Consider the following 18052-nt stretch of genomic DNA (forward strand, 5'->3'; position numbering starts at 1 on the left):
TGAGAAGCCTCAGCCCGGCCACACGATCGCCTGCACCTCGCTGTAGGCGTGCAGGGCGTACGAGCCGACGTCCCTGCCGACCCCGCTCTTCTTGAACCCGCCGAAGGGTGCCTCCATGTTGCGGCCGACGGTGTTGACCCCGACCCCGCCGGCCCGCAGCCGCCGCGCCACCCGGAAGGCGCGGGCCACGTCTCCCGACCAGACGTAGTCGATGAGGCCGTAGTCGGTGTCGTTGGCCAGTTCCACACCCTCCTCCTCGTCGTCGAAGGGGATGACGACCACGACCGGCCCGAAGATCTCCTCGCGGGCCACGCGCATGTCGTTGGTGCAGTCGGCGAGGAGGGTCGGGGGAACGTAGAAGCCCGTGGGGAGCGCGGGCCGTTCGCCGCCCGTGACGACCACCGCGCCTTCCTTCCGGCCCAGTTCGACGTACGACTCCACACGGTCCCGGTGCGCCGCCGAGATGACCGGCCCGACCACCGTGTCCCGCTCCCTCGAGTCACCGACCTTCAACCGGCCCGCATACACGGCCAGTTGCTCGACGAGACGGTCGTACACCCCGCGCTGCGCCAGCACCCGCGTCGGTGCGGTGCAGATCTGGCCGCTGTAGAAGGAGAAGGTGGTCCCGATCCCGGCCACGGCCGAGCCGAGGTCCGCGTCGTCGAAGACGACCGCCGCCCCCTTCCCGCCCAGTTCCATCAACTGCCGCTTCATACCGCGCCCGCACACCTCGGCGATGCGCTGCCCCACCGCAGTGGAGCCGGTGAAGCTGACCATGTCGACGTCCGGCGACTCCACGGCCGCCTCACCGACCTCGGCCCGCGAACCGCTGACCACGTTCACCACGCCCGGCGGCACGCCCGCCGCCTCCAGGGCCTCCGCCATCCGGTAGACCGACAGCGGGTCCTGCGGGGCGGGTTTCACCACCACCGTGTTGCCCATGGCCAGGGCCGGGGCGACCTTGCCGGCCGCGTTGGCCCAGGGGTTGTTGTACGAGGTGACGCAGGTGACGACCCCGACGGGCTGGCGGACGGCCAGCGCGCCCATCACACCGGCCCGGCCCATGGGTCCGGCCTCGTTGATCTGGGGCGGGATGGCCCACTCGGCGGGCTCCACGCGCGCGTAGCGCCGGAAGCGGGCGGCGGCGACCCCGACCTGCATGGCGCGTGCGGTGGCCGTGGTCGCGCCGGTTTCCGCCCGGGCCAGCTCCGCGTACTCCCCGATGCGTCCGGCGATGATCCCCGCCGCCTTGCCGAGGACGGCCGCCCGTTCCTCCGGCGAGGTCCGTGACCACGGCCCGAAGGCCTCGCGGGCTGCGGCACAAGCCGCGAGCACCTGATCCCGCGAGGCCTCCGGCGCCCACCCGACGGTCTCCTCGGTCGCCGGGTCGATCACCGCGTAGTGCCCGCCGTCCGGCTCCGCCCAGGAGCCGCCGACGAACAACGCCTGTCGCCCCTTCACCTGGTGCTCACCGTCTCCGTGTCCCGGCCCGAGCGCAGCACACGCCCCGGTACGGCACCGGTCACCACGTCGTCCCGGATCGCCTCGACGCCGTTGACCCACACGGCCCGTACGCCGAGCGCCCGGGAGTCCAGCCGGGGGCTGTCACCCGGCAGGTCGTGCACCAGGGTGGCAGGGCCCGCGTCGATCCGCTCCGGGTCGAACAGGACGAGGTCAGCGTGCCAGCCCTCCCGTACCCGCCCCCGCTCCCGCAGGCCGAAGAGCCGGGCCGGGTCGTCGGTCAGCATCCTCACCGCCTGCTCCAGACCGACCAGCCGCCGGCCCCGCAGACAGTCCCCGAGGAACCGGGTCGTGTACGGCGCCCCGCACATCCGGTCCAGATGGGCGCCCGCGTCGGACCCGCCGAGCAGCACGTCCTCGTGCTGCCAGGTCTCCGCCCGCAGTGCCCAGGACGCCGGGTCGTTGTCCGTCGGCATCGGCCACAGCACCGTACGCAGCTCGTCGGCGGCGCAGATCTCCACCAGGCACTCGAAGGGCTCCTGGCCGCGCTCCTCGGCGATGTCCTTCACCACGCGCCCGGTCAGCCCGGCGTTCGCGTCGCTGTAGGTGTCGCCGATGACGTACCGCCCGAAGTTCGCCAGCCGCCGGAAGACGCCCGCCTCCTTGGACGTGGCCCGGCGCAGCAATTCCGCCCGCACGGCCGGATCGCGCAGCCTCTCGATCCGCTCGGGCACGGGCAGCGCGAGCACCGGCCCCCACCCGGGGATGAGATTGAGCGCGCAGAACGTGCCCAGCGACATGTTCATCGGCGTGAGGATCGGCATGGTCAGCGCCACGACCCGCCCGCCCGCCTTCCGTGCCTGCTCGCTCGCGAGGAGCTGCCGGGGCACGCGCTCGGGAACGGCCGCGTCGACCGTCAGCACGTTCCAGTTCAGCGGCCGCCCCGCCGCCGCGCTCATCTCCACGAACAGATCGATCTCGGCGTCACTGAACTGATCCAGGCAGCCCGCGACGATCGCCTCGATCTGCGTGCCCTCGTGCTCACCGACGGCCCTCGACAGCGCGAGCAGTTCGGCCGGCCCGGCGTGCCGGGAGGCGACCGGCCGCCCGTCCCCGTCGGAGTGGCTGGTCGACTGGGTGGTGGAGAACCCCCACGCCCCGGCGTCCATGGCCTCGCGCAGCAACCGCACCATCTCGGCGAGCTGCTCCGCACTCGGCTGCCCGCCCACCGCCTCCGGCCCCATCACATACCGCCGCAGCGCACAGTGCCCCACCATGAACCCGGCGTTGACCGCGATCCGCCCCTCCAGGGCGTCGAGATACTCCCCGAAGGAATGCCAGCTCCACGGCGCCCCCTCCTCCAACGCCACCAGCGCCATGCCCTCGACCTTCGACATCATGCGGCGCGTGTAGTCGGCGTCCTCGGGCCGGTCCGGGTTCAACGGCGCAAGCGTGAATCCGCAGTTCCCGCCCGCGACAGTGGTGACACCGTGATTGAGCGAGGGCGTGGCGTACGGGTCCCAGAAGAGCTGTGCGTCGTAGTGGGTGTGCGGATCGACGAAGCCGGGGGCCAGGACGAGACCGGCGGCGTCTTCGGTGGTGCGGGCTTCCTGGGTGACCTCACCGATGACGGCGATACGCCCGTCCTTGATGCCCACGTCGGCGGTGATGGCGGCCGCACCGGTCCCGTCCACGACGGTCGCGCCCTTGATGACGTGATCGAGCATGAGCATTCAACTCCTTTGAGTCCGTCGCCTTTCTTGGGGGCGCGGGGAACTGCGCGACCAGCCCCCACGAACCCGCACCCGCCAACGAACGCTCAAACCCCCTGCCGAAACCGCGAAGTCCGATGCACAGGATCCGTATCGATCTTCGGAATCACGTACTCCCCGACCAACCGAATCGTCTGCAACGTCTCCTCCTTCGGCACCCCCACCGGCAACCCGAAACTCAACTGATCCGCCCCGGCCCGCTCCCACCGCTCACACTGCCGACGCACCTCGTCCGGATCCCCGCAGATCAGCAACTCCTCCTCGATGAGCACCTCCACGAACTCCTCCGTGTACTCCGGCAGCGTCTCGGGCCACACCGGAAACCCCTCGGGCCGCGGAAACGTGTCGTGGTACCGGAACACCAGCGAGGGCAGATAGTGCAGCCCCCCGCTCGCCGCGATCCGCACAGCCTCCGCGTGCGTCGGCGCGCAGATCGCCGTGGTCGTCACCATCACGTTGTCGTTGACGAAGTCACCCACCGGCTCCGCGTCCACGATCGCCGACTTGTACTGCTCCAGCACCCACTCCATGTCGGAGACCTTCTGCACGCTGAAGCCGAGCACGCCCAGCCCCTTCTTCGCGGCCATGGCGTACGACGGCGGCGACCCGGCCGCGTACCACATCGCCGGGTGGGACTTCCCGTACGGCTTCGGCAGGATCTTCCTCGGCGGCAGCGACCAGTGCTTGCCCTGGAAGCCGGCGTACTCGTCCTGGAGCCACATCTTCGGGAACTCGGCGATGGTCTCTTCCCAGAGTTCCTTGGTGTGGTTCATGTCGGTGATGCCCGGCAGGAACCCGAGGATCTCGTGCGATCCGGCGCCCCGCCCGCTGCCGAACTCGAACCGCCCCTCGCTGAGGTGGTCGAGCATGGCGACCTTCTCGGCGACCTTCACCGGGTGGTTGACCGGGGCGAGCGGGTTGAAGATCCCCGAGCCGAGATGGATCCGCTCGGTCGCGTGTGCCAGGTACCCGAGGAAGACGTCGTTGGCGGAGAGGTGCGAGTACTCCTCCAGGAAGTGGTGCTCGGAGGCCCAGGCGTACTTGAAGCCCGACTTGTCCGCCTGGATGACGTACTCGGTCTCCTCCATCAGCGCCTTGTGCTCGGCGAGCGGGTCGGTCTCGGCCCGCTTGCCGACGTATCCCTGTACGAAGAGCCCGAATTCCACGGAGATCCACCGCCCCACGGTCACTTCTGACGAGTCGTCAGATTCATGGCTCCGACTGTTCCACCGGCCCCCGGGAGCGTCAATAGCTGACGAGGCGTCAGATAAAGCATCAGATAACGCTCACCCCGGCCAGCCACCCACCGTCGATCACGAACGGCTGCCCCGTGATGTACGACGAGTCCTCCGAGGTGAGGAACAGTGCGAGCCGGGCCACCTCCTCCGGCTGCCCGACCCGCCCCAGCGGCACGAGCTTGCGGTACAGCCGGTCGAGCCCCCGGGAAACCTTCTCGGCGTCGGCGTCCGGGTCCAGCCGGGCCGGGTTGGACATCGCCGTGTCGATGGCGCCCGGACAGACCGCGTTGACGCGTATCCCCCGCCCGGCCAGCTCCAGCGCGGCGACCCGGGTCAGCCCGACCACGGCGTGCTTGCTGGCGGCGTACGCGCCCACCGCGGCCATCCCGGTCAGGCCGGTGTAGGAGGAGGTGTTGACGATCGTGCCGCCGTCATCCATCTCCGGGGCTACCGCCCTGATGCCGAGGAAGCAGCCCACCTGGTTCACCCGGACGACCTGCATGAACTCCTCGAGGGGCGTGTCGAGGAGGGAGTTGAAGCGCAGGATGCCGGCGTTGTTGACGAGCCCGTCGACATGACCGTAGGCGTCCTTGGCGGCGGTGACGGCGGCCTGCCAGTCGTCCTCCCGGCCCACGTCGAGATGGACGTACCGGGCGCCGATCTCCTTCGCGAGGGCCTCGCCCTGGTCGTCCAGTACATCGGCGACGACCACACGCGCCCCCTCGGCGGCGAACAGCCGGGCCTCCTGCTCGCCCTGGCCGCGCGCGGCGCCGGTGACGATGACGACCCGTCCGTCGAGCTTGCCCATGGCTCTCCTCACAGATGGGGGGCGACCTCGGCGCCGAACGCCGCGATCTGGTCGGTGAGTTCGGTACGGCTCCGGCTGCGGAACCGCACCTGGATCTGGTGCACGCCCATCGCCCGGTAGGCCCGCAGCGACTCGGCGAGTTCCTCCGGACCGCCGGAGAGGGTCCGGCGGCCCACGTCCCAGCGGGGCGTGCCGATGTACAGCGGCTCGGTGATGGCGCCCGCGGTGAACGCACCCTGGAGGCCCGCCTGTTCGCGCAGCTCCCGGATCCGCCCGATCTGCGCGGGCAGCCGGTCCCTCGGATCCCCCTGCGGCAGCCAGCCGTCGCCCTTGAGCGCGGCCCGTCGTACGGCGGCGGGCGAGGAGCCGCCGACCCACAGGGGGACGTGGTCCTGCGCCGGGCGGGGCCGCTGGCCGAGTCCCTCGAAGTCGTACAGCTTGCCGTGGTGCTCGGGGAACTCCTCGGGCCCGAGGGCGGCGCGCAGGGCGTCGAGGCTCTCGTCGAGCACGGCCCCCCGCTGCCGGAAGTCCACGCCCAGGGCCTCGAACTCCTCCTGGACGTGCCCGGCGCCGACCCCGAGGACCAGCCGGCCTCCGCTGAGGTGGTCGAGCGTGGCGTACTGCTTGGCGGTGAGCAGGGGGTGCCGCAGCCCGACGATCGCGACATGGCTGAGCAGCCGGACGCGTTCGGTGGCGGCGGCGAGGAAGGAGAGCGTGGCGACGGGGTCGTACCAGATGGTGCTCATCGCGGCGGCCAGCCGGCGCGGGATGCCGACGTGGTCGCAGCTCGCGAGGTAATCGAACCCGGACCGTTCGGCGGCGCGGGCGATCTCCAGCAGGTCCTCCGGCCCGGCCTCCGCTTCCCAGCCCTCCGCGTAGAGGGTGCTCTGCGACTGGACCGGAAGCTGCATCCCGTAGCGCAGGCTCACCGCGCACCACCGCCGCCCGGGCCCGGCCACAGGCCCTCGTCCGTGAGCCCGAGCAGCTCGATGGCGTTGCCCCGCACGATCCGCTCCACGACCTCCGGCGCCAGATGCCCCATCTGCGCCTCGCCGACCTCGCGGGACTTGGGCCAGGTGCTGTCGGAGTGCGGGTAGTCGGTCTCGTAGAGCACGTTCCCGACGCCGATGGAGTCGAGGTTGCGCAGCCCGAAGGCGTCGTCGAAGAAGCAGCCGTAGACGTGCTCGGCGAACAGCTCGGACGGCGGCCGGTGCACCTTGTCGGCGACTCCGCCCCAGCCCCGGTTCTCCTCCCACACCACGTCCGCCCGCTCCAGGATGTAGGGGATCCAGCCGATCTGCCCCTCGGCGTACATGACCTTGAGGCCGGGGAACTGCTCGAACTTGCCGCTCATCAGCCAGTCGACCATCGAGAAGCAGCAGTTGGCGTAGGTGATGGTGGAGCCGACGGCGGGCGGGGCGTCGGCGGAGGTGGACGGCATACGGCTGGAGGAGCCGATGTGCATCGCGACGACGGTGCCGGTCTCGGCGCAGGCGGCGAGGAAGGGGTCCCAGCCGTCGGTGTGGATGGAGGGGAGCCCGAGGTAGGGCGGTATCTCGGAGAAGGCGACGGCACGGGCCCCGCGCGCGGCGTTGCGCCGGACCTCGGCCGCCGCGAGCTCGGCGTCCCACAGCGGTATGAGGGGCAGGGGGATGAGCCGGCCCCGCGCGTCCGGGCCGCACCACTCCTCCAGCATCCAGTCGTTGTAGGCGCGGACGCAGAGCAGGCCCAGTTCGTGGTCCTTGGCCTCGGTGAAGGTCTGGCCGCAGAAGCGCGGGAAGGTCGGGAAGCACAGGGCGGACTGGACGTGGTTGACGTCCATGTCGGCGAGCCGGGCCGGGACGTCGTAGGAGCCGGGCCGCATCTGCTCGTACGTGATGACTTCGAGGCGTATCTCGTCCCTGTCGTACCCCACGGCGGTGTCGAGGCGGGTCAGGGGGCGGCGGAGGTCCTCGTAGACCCACCAGTCACCGACCGGGCCGTCGTCGCCGGGCTGTCCCATCACGGGCCTGAAGCGCCCGCCGAGGAAGGTCATCTCCTTCACGGGCGCACGGACGATACGCGGACCGACGCCCCGGTACTTCTCCGGAAGCCGGTCCTGCCAGACGGTCGCGGGCTCCACGGTGTGGTCGTCCACGGAGATGATCAGCGGAAACGAGCTGTCGTGGGTGTCCATGGCGCTCACGGTAGCGCTGATCTGACGGATCGTCAGCTACGCGAGTGGGGGTCGGTTCCGGCCCCGATGGCGGGATCCGCACGCTGAGGACCGACATCTGCGGAGAGAGTGTGCGGACCTTGTGGACTCCCGTGCGTCGCCCTGTGATCGGTGTCTCCCACGGCTGACGTATCCGCCGCGCACAAGGCAAACTGGCCTGGTTGCTCAGGATGTCTAGGGGGACTGCATGGACGGTGTACCGGACGGTGTGCCGCGCGTACCGGAGCAGTGGCGTCCCGACTCCTCATCGAAGTCACCGGAGTCGGCGGAACCGATGGCCTCGACGACGCTGCGCTTCAGCGTGCTCGGACCGGTGCGCGCCTCGCGCGGCGACGAGCCGATCACCACCGGCTCCCCCCAGCAACGCGCCCTGCTCGCCGCCCTGCTGCTGCGCGAGGGCCGTACGGCCACGGCCGCGGAGCTGATCGACGCCCTGTGGGGCGAGGAGCCGCCCTCGCAGGCCCTGGCGGCGCTGCGGACGTACGCCTCCCGCCTGCGCAAGGTGCTGGACCCGGGCGTCCTGGTCAGCGAGTCCGGCGGCTACGCGGTGCGCGGCCTCGCCGAGGGCGCCCTCGACCTGGCCGTCGCCCAGGACCTCGCGACCGAGGCGGAGAAGGCCAGGTCGGCGGGCGACCTCTGCCACGCCCGCGACACCCTGCGGCGTGCCCTCGCCCTGTGGGACGGGGAAACCCTGGCCGGCGTACCGGGCCCGTACGCCGAGGCGCAGCGCGTCCGCCTGGAGGAATGGCGGCTCCAGCTCCTCGAATCCCGCCTGGACATGGACCTGGAGCAGGGCTGCCACGCGGAGGCCGTCTCGGAGCTCACGGCCCTCACCGCCGACCATCCCCTGCGCGAGCGGCTCCGCGAGCTGCTGATGCTGGCGCTGTACCGCAGCGGCCGTCAGGCGGAGGCTCTCGCGGTGTACGCCGACACGCGTCGCCTGCTCGCCGACGAACTGGGCGTGGACCCGCGCCCCGGCCTGAGCGAGCTGCAGCAGCGGATCCTCCAGGCGGACCCGGGCCTCGCGGAGCCGTCCTCCCCGGCCCCCGAGCCCGCTTCCGTCCCGGTACGCCCGGCGCAGCTTCCGGCGACGGTGCCGGACTTCACCGGCCGCTCCGGCTTCGTCCGCGAGCTGGGCGACATCCTGACCGCCGCCGAGGGCCGTGTCATGGCGGTCTCGGCGCTGGCCGGGATCGGCGGCGTGGGCAAGACGACCCTCGCCGTGCACGTGGCCCACCGGGCGCGCACGGCGTTCCCGGACGGGCAGCTGTACGTCGACCTCCAGGGCGCAGGTGCCCGGTCGGCGGAGCCGGAGACGGTCCTCGGCTCGTTCCTGCGCGCGCTCGGCACCGCCGACTCGGCGATCCCCGACTCCCTGGAGGAGCGGGCGGCGCTGTACCGCTCGGTGCTGGCCGGCCGCCGCGTCCTGGTGCTGCTCGACAACGCCCGCGACGCCGCCCAGATCCGCCCTCTGCTGCCCGGCACGGACGGCTGCGCCGCGCTGGTCACCTCCCGGGTGCGGATGGTGGACCTGGCGGGCGCCCACCTGATCGACCTGGACGTGATGTCCCCGGACGAGGCGCTGGCCCTGTTCACGAAGATCGTGGGCGAGGAGCGCGTGGCGTCGGAGCGGAAGGCCGCCCTGGACGTGGTCGCGGCCTGCGGTTTCCTGCCCCTGGCGATCCGCATCGCGGCGTCCCGTCTGGCGGCCCGCCGTACCTGGACGGTGTCGGTCCTCGCGGCGAAGCTCGCCGACGAACGCCGCCGGCTGGACGAACTCCAGGCCGGCGACCTGGCCGTGAAGGCCACCTTCGAGCTGGGCTACGGCCAACTGGAGCCCGCCCAGGCCCGCGCCTTCCGGCTGCTGGGCCTGGCCGACGGCCCGGACATCTCCCTCCCGGCGGCGGCCGCGGTGCTGGACCTGCCCGTCGAGGACACCGAGGACCTCCTGGAGTCCCTCGTCGACACGTCCCTGCTGGAGTCGGCGGCGCCGGGCCGCTACCGCTTCCACGATCTCGTACGGCTCTACGCGCGTGCGTGCGCGGAACGCGACGAGTGGCCGCCGAGCGAGCGGACGGCGGCGGTGTCGCGGCTGCTGGACTTCTATCTCTCGTCGGCGGCCGGGGTCTACGCGATCGAGCGGCCCGGTGACCGGCTGGTGGACCATCTGGAGCCGACCGCCTATCCGGGGCTGCGGTTCGACAACCGGCACGCGGCGCAGGACTGGCTCTACGCGGAGGCCATCTGCGTCCTCGCCTGCGTACGGCAGTCCGCGGGGCAGCCGGAGACGCTCCCCCGGGCGATCGACCTGCTGTGGGCCGCGCACGACCTCTCCGAGTCGGGCGCCAACTCCAGGGAGTACGAGGCGACGGCCACCGCGCTCCTGGACGCGGCCCGGCTGCACGGGCTGGGGCGGGCCGAGGCCAGGGCGCTGACGACGCTCGTCAACGTCCACCACGTGAGCGGCCGCTTCGAGCAGGCGGACCAGGAAGCGGAACAGGCCATCCTCCTCGCCCAGGAGGCCGACGATCTGCTGCCCGTCTGCTGGGCCCGCAACGCGCGCGGCATCATCGCGCTGTACCAGAACCGGCACGAGGACGGCGAGGAGCACCTCTCCCGGGCTATCGAGCACTTCCGGGCCCTGTGCGACCGGCCGGGCGAGGCCGCCGCGCTGTGCAACCTGTCCCGGATCCACCTCGCGACCGGGCGGACCCAGAGTGCGGTCGCGCTGGCCCAGGAGGGCATCGCCATCTACGACGCCATGGGCAACTCCATGCGCGGGGCCAACGCCCGCTACGCCCTCGGCCTGGCCCTCACCCAGAGCGGAGAGCTGGGCAACGCGGCCGACCGGCTCCAGGAGGCGCTGGAGGTGTTCCGCGACAGCAGGCAGCGCCTCTGGGAGGGCATGAGCCTGTTCCGGCTGGCCGAGCTGGATCTCGCCGCCCGGCGTCCCGCCCAGGCCGCCTCGAACGCCGAGATGGCGCTCACCGTGCTCCGCGGCATCGGCGGGGAGTGGCGGCGCGGCAACGTCCTCACCGTCCTCGGCCGCGCGCTCAGCGGTATCGGGCAGACGGGCCGGGCCCAGGTCTGCTGGCAGGAAGCGGCCGGGATCTACGAGGAGCTTGGCTCGCCCGAGGCCGCCGAGGTGCGCGCGCTGCTGTCCCCGGTGCAGGCGGCCTGACGACGGCTCCTCGGACCGGCCGGCCGCGTTCATCGTTCGTTTATCGCCCCACGCCATGCTTGACGTAGTCGATCCGTCGCGTCGGGGGGCAGACGGGTCACTGCACCGGGCCTCGCACCTCAGCACTAGGGTGAACGGCCCGGGCGGGCCCGCCCGGTCACCCTCGGGGGAGTGACCGGACGGGCCCGCGGACCTCAGTACTCGACCCACGCCAAGGAGAGTTGACGATCATGGGCGACGAGCTCAAGCCGCAGGACCTGCACGCGACGGACGCGAAGGCCGGCGAGGTGTCGACGGAGGACCTGCACGCCACGGACGAGGGCGCCGTGAAGAAGCAGGACCTGCACGCCACCGACGAGCCGCTCGAGACGAAGGACCTGCACGCCACGTCGGAGCCCTTCAAGCCGACGAAGTAAGCCACTCCCACACGGGGTTCGGCCGCGGCGGCGCGGAGGGGGAGCCGTCGCGGCCGATGCATGTCCGGCGGACGCCCGGGTGGCGCGAACGGGGTCCCGTCACAGGGCGACGACCCGCACGCTCGCCCCGCAGAGCTTTCCCATGTCGTCCTCATCGGACGTGAAGAGCACCACGCCCCCGGGCTGCCGCCCCGCGATCACCGCCAGGGCGGCGTCGATCGCGTACTTGTGGCCGTGCAGCCCCGTGTCCTGGAGCAGCGTGACGGCGGCGTCGGCGACCTCGCGCGTCACGGGTTCCACCACAACACGCGACATGGCCCACGCCCAGGCAGCGCGCTGCACGCGGCCGTGGTAGGCCTCGATCAGCGTCATGGAGCTGGTGACGACGCGGATGCCGGAACTGTGGGCGTCCTTGAGTCGGGCAAGCATCGCCCGATCACCCAGTACGGCTCGTGACAACGCCTCGCAGTCCAGCACGTAGCAGGACGGCACCATCAGCTCGCCCTCCGGCGCTGTCCACCGTCCGGAGCGCCCTGCTCCGCGAAGTGGCGTTCGAACTCCCTGCGCTCGGCCTCGGCCGCCGCGCGCTCGTCGTCGCTGACGGGGCCGTGTTCCTCCTCCAGCCAGGCCACCAGCTCACCGAGCCGGTCCTGCTCACGCTGACGCTCTATGGCCCGGGTGACGTAGGCACTGAAGCCGCCGGACCCGACGTCCTGCCGGATCTCCTCGGCGAGCTCCTCCGGCAGCGTGACGGTGTACTTCTTCGTTGCCATACCACTTACCATACCGCTTTTGGGCGTCCGCGTCCTGGCGGAGGCCCGTGCGGCTCCGGACGTCGGGTGTCAGTGCGGACATCGACCGCCGCCGCGCGCGATAGTGAGTCCCACAGATCCCCAGTCCGCTCAGACGTGAAGGTGGCCGTATGCCCGGCGAGCAACCGCACCTGTACGAGACCCTGGACGAGCGGTTCCGGAGCGGTCGGTGTGCGGCCGGGGACTCGCGGCTGGAGGTGTTGTACGAGGGGTGCCGGTGGGCCGAGGGGCCGGTGTACGTGCCCGCCGGGCGGTATCTGCTCTGGAGCGACATTCCCAACGACCGGCTGCTGCGGTGGGACGAGACCACCGGGGCCGTCGGTGTCTTCCGCTCCCCGGCCGGGTATCCGAACGGCAACACCCTGGACGGGCAGGGCCGGCTCATCACCTGTGAGCAGGGCAATCGGCGGGTGACGCGGACCGAGCACGACGGGTCGGTCACCGTGATCGCCGAGCGGTTCCGGGGGAAGCGGCTCAACAGCCCGAACGACGCCGTCGTGAAGTCCGACGGGTCGGTGTGGTTCTCCGACCCCGAGTTCGGGATCTCCAGCGACTACGAGGGGCATCGGGGGGAGAGCGAGATCGGGGCCCGGAACGTCTACCGGGTGGATCCCGGCAGCGGGGACGTGCGGCTGGTGGCCGACGGGTTCCAGGGGCCCAACGGGCTCGTGTTCGACCCCGGCGAGCACCGGCTGTACGTGTCGGACAGCCTCGCCAACCACATCCGCGTCTTCGACGTGCAAGATGTGCAAGGCGAAAGCACCCTGACCGGCGGCGAGGTCTTCGCCGAGTGCGCGAACGGCAGCTTCGACAACATCCGGTTCGACGACGCGGGGCGGCTGTGGGCCGGGGCCATGCACGGGGGCGTGCACTGCTACGACCCCGACGGCACCCTCCTGGGCCGCGTCCTGGTCCCCGGCACCGTCGCCAACATCCGGTTCGGCGGCGCCCGGCGGAACCGGATGTTCATCGCCGCCGACACCACCCTCTACTCCCTCGTGATGTCCGTGACCGGGACCCCGCCCCTGCCGCCGGCCCGCCCCTGAGCCCGCAGCGCCCCCTTCAGGACCTTCCCGCTGGCGTTCCTCGGCAGTTCCGCCACGAACTCCACCGCCCGCGGGACCTTGTAGTTCGCCATCTCCCGGCGTGACCAGGCGATCAGGTCGTCCCCCGTGACCAACGCCCCCGGCCGCCGTACGACGTACGCCCTGCCGACCTCCCCGAGCCGGGCGTTCGGTACGCCGATCACCGCCACGTCCGCCACGTCCGGGTGGAGGCCCAGGAGCTGCTCTATCTCGGCGGGGTAGGCGTTGAAGCCGCCGACAATGAACATGTCCTTGAGGCGGTCGGTGATGCGCAGATTGCCCTCGGGGTCCAGGACGCCGATGTCGCCCGTGCGCAGCCAGCCGTCCTCCGAGAGCACCTCGGCGGTGGCCGGTTCGTCCTCGTAGTAGCCGGTCATGACGTTGAAGCCGCGGACCAGGACCTCGCCCGGCGCCCCGGGGCCCAGCGGCCCGCCCTCGGAGTCCACGACCCGTACCTCCGTGCCGGGGATCGCCCGGCCCGACGTCGACGCGATCACCGTCGGGTCGTCGCCGCGCCGGCACATCGTGACGACGCCGCCCGCTTCGGAGAGGCCGTACGCGGTCAGGACCGTGCCGACGCCGAGTTCGGCGCGCAGGCGCTCGACGAGACGCAGCGGCACCACCGCCGCTCCCGTCACGACCAGGCGCAGGGCCGACAGGTCGTGCGCGTCGCGTGCCGGGTGGTCCAGGAGGGACTGGAGGAGGGTCGGGGGGCCGGGCAGCACCGACACCCGTTCCGCGGCGATGTTGGCCAGGACCGTGTTCACGCCGAACACCGGCTGGGGGATCATCGTCGCGCCCCGCATCAGGCAGGCGATCACCCCGGCCTTGTAGCCAAAGGTGTGGAAGAAGGGGTTGACGATGAGGTACCGGTCGCCTTCCGTCAGACCCGCCAGCTCGCTCCAGATGTCGTACGCCCGCAGCGTCTGCGCATGGGTGATGACAGCGCCCTTGGGGCGGCCCGTCGTGCCCGAGGTGAAGATGATGTCCGAGGGCCAGGAGGGCTGTATCGCCCTTGCCCGGTCCCGGACATCGCCCTGGCCCACGCCCTCTCCGCTCGCCAGGAAGTCCTTCCAGGTCAGGAAGTCGGCCGGAGCGTCCTCGGAGAGCACGACCGCCCGCTCCAGGGCGGGCAGGCCGGGCAGCGGGCCGGTGCCCGGGCCCTCCCCCGCCGCTCGCCGCAGCGACGCCACGTACGACGTGCCGAGGAACGTGCCCGTCACGAACAGCAGCCGCGCCCCGCCGCGCCGCAGGACGTCCGCCGCCTCCGCGCCCTTGAACCGGGTGTTGAGGGGGACGAGGACCCCGCCCGCCGACACCGCGCCCAGTGCCGCGACGATCCAGTCGAGGGTGTTGGGCGCCCAGATGGCGACCCGGTCGCCCGGCGCGATGCCGTTGGCCAGGCAGGCCGCCGCCGACCGTTCGATACGGGCGCCCAGTTCGGCGTACGAGATCCTCGTGCGGCCCTCCACCACCGCCTCGGCATCCGCGTACCGCTCGGCAGCGGCCCGGACGAGTTCCGGAATGCTTCCCCACTCCAGATCACCGCGCACAGCACGCCTCCCGAATCCCGTAGCTGACTATCCGTCAGATTAGCTGTAGCCTGATGGTCTGTCAGCAGCCCTTCAGCAGCGTGGAGGTGTGCGCATGGCCGGACTCAAGGACGCCACCGCCATAGTCGGCATCGGACAGACCCCCTTCGCCAAGCAACTGCCCGAGGACGAACGCACCCTGGCCTGCCGGGCCGTGCTGGCCGCACTCGACGACGCCGGGATCGCGCCCGGCGAGGTCGACGCCCTCGCCTCCTACACCATGGAGGAGACGGACGAGGTCGAGCTGGCCAAGGCCTGCGGCTTCGGGGACCTCACCTTCTTCAGCAAGGTCGGGTTCGGGGGCGGCGGTTCGTGTGCCACGGTCGGCCATCTCGCCGCCGCCATAGCCGCCGGGCAGGCTAGCGTCGGGGTCGCCTGGCGGTCGCGCAAGCGGGGCAGCGGGCCCCGGCCGTGGACCAACACCACCGTCCAGCTCCCGACTCCGGCCCAGTGGACCCGGCCGTACGGCCTGCTCAGGCCCGTCGACGAGATCGCCATGCTCGCCCGGCGCTATCTGCACGAGTACGGGGCCACCCGCGACCACCTGTTCAACGTCGCCCTGGCCTGCCGCAACCGCGCCAACCAGAACCCCGCCGCGATCATGTACGACCGGCCCCTCACCCGCGAGATGTACATGACGTCCCGCTGGGTCAGCGAGCCGCTCTGCCTCTTCGACAACTGCCTGGAGACGGACGGGGCACTGGCCTGTGTGGTCGTCTCCGCCGAGAGGGCCCGGGACTGCCGCCGGAGACCCGTCTACGTCCACTCCGCCGCCCAGTCGCTCCCCGCCCAGCACCACGGCATGGTCAACTACTGGAACGACGCCCCCCTCACCGGCCCCGCCTGGAGTGCCGCCCGGCATCTGTGGAAGCACTCCGACCTGGCCCCCGAGGACGTGGACGTCGCCCAGATCTACGACGCCTTCACTCCCCTGGTGCTGCTCTCCCTGGAGGGCTACGGCTTCTGCGGGCGCGGCGAGGGCGGGGCGTTCACCGAGGGCGGCGCACTGGAGACCGGCGGGCTGCTGCCCGTGAACACCGGCGGGGGCGGCCTGTCCGAGGCCTATGTGCACGGCTTCAACCTCATCAACGAAGGGGTGAAGCAGCTGCGCGGGACCAGTACCGCTCAGGTGCCGGACGCCTCCGTCTGCCTGGTCACGGCGGGTGAAGGGGTGCCGACCTCTGCCCTTCTGCTGAGGAACTGAGGAGTTGCCGATGCTGCGTCCCGTCCCCGACCCCTCCGGCGCCCCCTTCTGGGAGTACGCCGCCCGGGGCGAGCTCCGCGTCCAGGCCTGCGCCGCCTGCGGCGAACTCCGCTTCCCGCCCCGGCCGTGCTGCCCGCACTGCCAGTCCTTCGAGGCGGAGTGGCGCCCGGTCTCCGGCGGCGGCCGTGTCTGGTCGTACGTGGTTCCGCATCCGCCGCTGCTGCCGGGCTACGCGGAGCTGGCGCCGTACAACGTGGTCGTCGTCGAGCTGGACGAGGCGCCGCGCATCCGGCTCGTCGGCAATCTGGTCGCCGGGCCCGGTGAGCCGATCGACTCGTTGCCGGTGAAAAGCATTCGCATCGGTGCCCGTGTGCGGGTCGTCTTCGACGACGGCCTGCCGCGATGGGTCCTGGAGCGGTCATGAGCAGCGTGCTCGTCAGCGCGGACAAGGACAGCGGGGTCGCCGTCGTCACCCTGAACCGGCCCGGCCGGCTCAACGCGATCGACCTGGAGATGGCCGGGCGACTGGCGGACGTCTGGCGGGAGTTGCGGTTCGACGACACCGTACGGGCCGTCGTGCTCACGGGCGCCGGGGAGCGTGCCTTCTGCACCGGCATCGACCGGGACGCCGTCGTGCCGCAGCCGAACTCGCCCTACGCGCAGGACGATCCGCTGCTCGGCATCGGGCCGAAGGCCAACGACCTGTGGAAGCCGGTCATCGCCGCCGTACGCGGGATGGCCTGCGGGGGCGCCTTCTATCTGCTCGGCGAGGCGGAGTTCATCGTCGCCGACACCACCGCCGCCTTCTTCGACCCGCACACCACCTACGGCATGGTCAGCGCCTACGAGTCCGTCCTCATGGCACAGCGCATGCCCTACGGGGAGGTCGCGCGGATGGCGTTGACGGGGACGGCGGAGCGGATCTCCGCGCGGCGGGCGTACGAGGTCGGGCTGGTCTCCGAACTCGCCCCGGAGGGTGGGGCTCCGGCGGCGGCGATCGCGTGTGCCGCCGTCATCGCCGGGCATCCGACGGAGGCCGTGCAGGGGACCGTACGGGCGTTGTGGGCCGCGACCGAGGCGGGGCGGGCTCAAGGGGTCGCACAGGCGCCGCATCTCATCGCGCTCGGGAACGCGGCGGGTGAGCGGCAGGCCCGGCTGTTCGCGGGGCGGGGGCGGGCGTATCGGTTGCGTTAGAAAATCGTTTACTCCTACACGCGTATGCTCGACCCGTGGTTGAGCATCGGATGATCGACGTGAACGGCATACAACTGCACATCGCGGAGCAGGGCGAGGGCCCGCTCGTGGTGCTGCTGCACGGTTTTCCGGAGTCCTGGCACTCCTGGCGGCACCAGTTCGGGCCGCTGGCCGAGGCCGGTTTCCGGGTGGTCGCGCCCGACCAGCGCGGGTACGGCGGCAGTGACCGGCCCGAGGACGTGTCCGAGTACAGCATCTTCCACCTGGTGGGCGATGTGGTCGGGCTGATCCACGCGCTGGGCGAGGAGCAGGCGTTCGTGGTCGGGCACGACTGGGGGGCGCCGGTGGCCTGGCACACCGCGCTGCTGCGGCCCGACGTGGTGCGCGGGGTGGCCGGGCTGAGCGTGCCGCCGCCCTTCCGTGGCGGGCAGCCGCCGCTGAAGACCATGCGGGAGCGGTTCGGCGGGCACTTCTACTGGAACTACTTCGAGGAGCCGGGCGTCGCGGACGCCGAGTTCGGCGCCGACACCCGCACCGCCCTGCGCAAGCTGCTGTACTCCGCCTCCGGTGACGCGCCCGACGCCGGACGCCCGGAGCAGGCCCTGGTCGAGGACCTGGGGCGCGGCTGGCTCGCGGACGCCCCGAACCCCGACGTGCTGCCCGACTGGCTCACCGAGGCGGACCTCGACACCCTCACCGAGAGCTTCGAGCCGGGCTTCACCGGCGCGCTCAACTGGTACCGCAACCTGGACCGCAACTGGGAGCTGACGGCCCCGTGGCAGGGCGCGGTGGTGTCCTCGCCGGCGCTGTACGTGTACGGCGACCGCGACTTGGTCCCGGCCTTCCCGGGGACGCCCGAACTGATCGAGGCGCTGCCGGAGTTGCTGCCGGACCTGCGGCGCAAGCCGGTCGTGCTGCCGGGCTGCGGCCACTGGACGCAGCAGGAGCGGCCCGCCGAGGTGAACGAGGTACTGATCGACTTCCTGACGGAACTGCGGGGCTGAGAACCCCTGAGACGCGGGGCCCGGCGGCCGGCCTCACCTCGGCCGGGTAGAAACAGCCGGGCCCTTCGGG

At 71.7% G+C, this 18052-nt stretch carries 16 protein-coding genes; 7 read left to right on the forward strand and 9 right to left on the reverse strand.

Going from position 1 to position 18052, the window contains the following annotated elements:
- Nucleotides 1–9: 9 nt before the first annotated feature.
- The 6 genes from ACWIF2_RS06745 to ACWIF2_RS06770 all read right to left on the reverse strand — a co-directional run bounded on the left by ACWIF2_RS06745 (nt 10) and on the right by ACWIF2_RS06770 (nt 7455).
- Nucleotides 10–1461: an aldehyde dehydrogenase family protein gene (locus ACWIF2_RS06745; protein WP_454358977.1), complete on the reverse strand. Its 1452-nt coding sequence runs from the start codon at nt 1459–1461 to the stop codon at nt 10–12.
- Nucleotides 1458–3188: an N-acyl-D-amino-acid deacylase family protein gene (locus ACWIF2_RS06750; RefSeq protein WP_454358978.1), complete on the reverse strand. Its 1731-nt coding sequence runs from the start codon at nt 3186–3188 to the stop codon at nt 1458–1460. Before ACWIF2_RS06750 ends, ACWIF2_RS06745 begins: the two co-directional genes overlap by 4 nt.
- Before the next feature lie 92 nt (nt 3189–3280).
- On the reverse strand, nt 3281–4399 hold the full coding sequence (locus tag ACWIF2_RS06755) for an LLM class flavin-dependent oxidoreductase (RefSeq protein ID WP_454359001.1): 1119 nt from the start codon (nt 4397–4399) through the stop codon (nt 3281–3283).
- 109 nt (nt 4400–4508) lie between these two features.
- Nucleotides 4509–5279 (reverse strand): SDR family NAD(P)-dependent oxidoreductase, encoded by a 771-nt coding sequence (locus tag ACWIF2_RS06760; protein ID WP_454358980.1) that lies wholly within the window; start codon nt 5277–5279, stop codon nt 4509–4511.
- An 8-nt stretch (nt 5280–5287) separates the two neighbouring features.
- Entirely contained in the window at nt 5288–6190 is a 903-nt protein-coding gene (locus ACWIF2_RS06765) for an LLM class F420-dependent oxidoreductase (RefSeq protein ID WP_454359003.1), read from the reverse strand.
- A 14-nt stretch (nt 6191–6204) separates the two neighbouring features.
- Entirely contained in the window at nt 6205–7455 is a 1251-nt protein-coding gene (locus tag ACWIF2_RS06770; protein ID WP_454358982.1) for an amidohydrolase family protein, read from the reverse strand.
- A 226-nt stretch (nt 7456–7681) separates the two neighbouring features.
- Between ACWIF2_RS06770 and ACWIF2_RS06775 the strand changes: the two genes are divergently transcribed.
- On the forward strand, nt 7682–10675 hold the full coding sequence (locus tag ACWIF2_RS06775) for a BTAD domain-containing putative transcriptional regulator (protein WP_454358984.1): 2994 nt from the start codon (nt 7682–7684) through the stop codon (nt 10673–10675).
- A 230-nt stretch (nt 10676–10905) separates the two neighbouring features.
- Nucleotides 10906–11091 (forward strand): hypothetical protein, encoded by a 186-nt coding sequence (locus ACWIF2_RS06780; protein ID WP_189726957.1) that lies wholly within the window; start codon nt 10906–10908, stop codon nt 11089–11091.
- A gap of 99 nt (nt 11092–11190) precedes the next feature.
- Here the strand turns inward: ACWIF2_RS06780 and ACWIF2_RS06785 are convergent, their stop codons facing one another.
- Both ACWIF2_RS06785 and ACWIF2_RS06790 read right to left on the reverse strand, forming a co-directional pair.
- Nucleotides 11191–11520 carry a hypothetical protein gene (locus ACWIF2_RS06785; RefSeq protein ID WP_454358986.1) on the reverse strand — a complete coding sequence of 110 codons (330 nt, stop codon included), beginning with the start codon at nt 11518–11520 and terminating at the stop codon, nt 11191–11193.
- A gap of 65 nt (nt 11521–11585) precedes the next feature.
- Nucleotides 11586–11864: a hypothetical protein gene (locus ACWIF2_RS06790; RefSeq protein WP_454358987.1), complete on the reverse strand. Its 279-nt coding sequence runs from the start codon at nt 11862–11864 to the stop codon at nt 11586–11588.
- 149 nt (nt 11865–12013) lie between these two features.
- On the opposite strand from ACWIF2_RS06790, the gene ACWIF2_RS06795 reads away from it, so the two are divergent.
- Nucleotides 12014–12949: an SMP-30/gluconolactonase/LRE family protein gene (locus ACWIF2_RS06795; protein ID WP_454358989.1), complete on the forward strand. Its 936-nt coding sequence runs from the start codon at nt 12014–12016 to the stop codon at nt 12947–12949.
- Here the strand turns inward: ACWIF2_RS06795 and ACWIF2_RS06800 are convergent.
- Entirely contained in the window at nt 12892–14541 is a 1650-nt protein-coding gene (locus ACWIF2_RS06800) for a FadD3 family acyl-CoA ligase (RefSeq protein ID WP_454358990.1), read from the reverse strand. The genes ACWIF2_RS06795 and ACWIF2_RS06800 overlap by 58 nt on opposite strands.
- A 94-nt stretch (nt 14542–14635) precedes the next feature.
- Between ACWIF2_RS06800 and ACWIF2_RS06805 the strand changes: the two genes are divergently transcribed.
- The 4 genes from ACWIF2_RS06805 to ACWIF2_RS06820 are packed head-to-tail and all read left to right on the forward strand — an operon-like array spanning nt 14636 to nt 17982.
- Entirely contained in the window at nt 14636–15784 is a 1149-nt protein-coding gene (locus ACWIF2_RS06805) for a lipid-transfer protein (protein ID WP_454358991.1), read from the forward strand.
- 10 nt (nt 15785–15794) lie between these two features.
- On the forward strand, nt 15795–16208 hold the full coding sequence (locus ACWIF2_RS06810; protein WP_454358993.1) for a Zn-ribbon domain-containing OB-fold protein: 414 nt from the start codon (nt 15795–15797) through the stop codon (nt 16206–16208).
- The gene (locus ACWIF2_RS06815; protein WP_454358994.1) at nt 16205–16978 is read left to right on the forward strand and encodes an enoyl-CoA hydratase/isomerase family protein; all 774 of its coding nucleotides are present in this window, start codon (nt 16205–16207) and stop codon (nt 16976–16978) included. Before ACWIF2_RS06810 ends, ACWIF2_RS06815 begins: the two co-directional genes overlap by 4 nt.
- 50 nt (nt 16979–17028) lie before the next feature.
- Nucleotides 17029–17982, forward strand: a complete 954-nt coding sequence (locus ACWIF2_RS06820; RefSeq protein WP_454359005.1) for an alpha/beta fold hydrolase — start codon at nt 17029–17031, stop codon at nt 17980–17982.
- Nucleotides 17983–18052 lie beyond the last annotated feature (70 nt).

This window comes from Streptomyces sp. NPDC055506 (assembly GCF_053643595.1).

Excerpts from the sequence above, each read along its gene's own strand:
- ACWIF2_RS06785 (WP_454358986.1), bottom strand. The coding sequence starts at position 11,520 with ATGCTTGCCCGACTCAAGGACGCCCACAGTTCCGGCATCCGCGTCGTC.
- ACWIF2_RS06760 (WP_454358980.1), bottom strand. The coding sequence starts at position 5,279 with ATGGGCAAGCTCGACGGACGGGTCGTCATCGTCACCGGCGCCGCGCGC.
- ACWIF2_RS06810 (WP_454358993.1), top strand. The coding sequence starts at position 15,795 with ATGCTGCGTCCCGTCCCCGACCCCTCCGGCGCCCCCTTCTGGGAGTAC.
- ACWIF2_RS06780 (WP_189726957.1), top strand. The coding sequence starts at position 10,906 with ATGGGCGACGAGCTCAAGCCGCAGGACCTGCACGCGACGGACGCGAAG.
- ACWIF2_RS06795 (WP_454358989.1), top strand. The coding sequence starts at position 12,014 with ATGCCCGGCGAGCAACCGCACCTGTACGAGACCCTGGACGAGCGGTTC.
- ACWIF2_RS06775 (WP_454358984.1), top strand. The coding sequence starts at position 7,682 with ATGGACGGTGTACCGGACGGTGTGCCGCGCGTACCGGAGCAGTGGCGT.
- ACWIF2_RS06815 (WP_454358994.1), top strand. The coding sequence starts at position 16,205 with ATGAGCAGCGTGCTCGTCAGCGCGGACAAGGACAGCGGGGTCGCCGTC.
- ACWIF2_RS06750 (WP_454358978.1), bottom strand. The coding sequence starts at position 3,188 with ATGCTCGATCACGTCATCAAGGGCGCGACCGTCGTGGACGGGACCGGT.
- ACWIF2_RS06770 (WP_454358982.1), bottom strand. The coding sequence starts at position 7,455 with ATGGACACCCACGACAGCTCGTTTCCGCTGATCATCTCCGTGGACGAC.
- ACWIF2_RS06805 (WP_454358991.1), top strand. The coding sequence starts at position 14,636 with ATGGCCGGACTCAAGGACGCCACCGCCATAGTCGGCATCGGACAGACC.
- ACWIF2_RS06790 (WP_454358987.1), bottom strand. The coding sequence starts at position 11,864 with ATGGCAACGAAGAAGTACACCGTCACGCTGCCGGAGGAGCTCGCCGAG.
- ACWIF2_RS06765 (WP_454359003.1), bottom strand. The coding sequence starts at position 6,190 with ATGCAGCTTCCGGTCCAGTCGCAGAGCACCCTCTACGCGGAGGGCTGG.
- ACWIF2_RS06820 (WP_454359005.1), top strand. The coding sequence starts at position 17,029 with ATGATCGACGTGAACGGCATACAACTGCACATCGCGGAGCAGGGCGAG.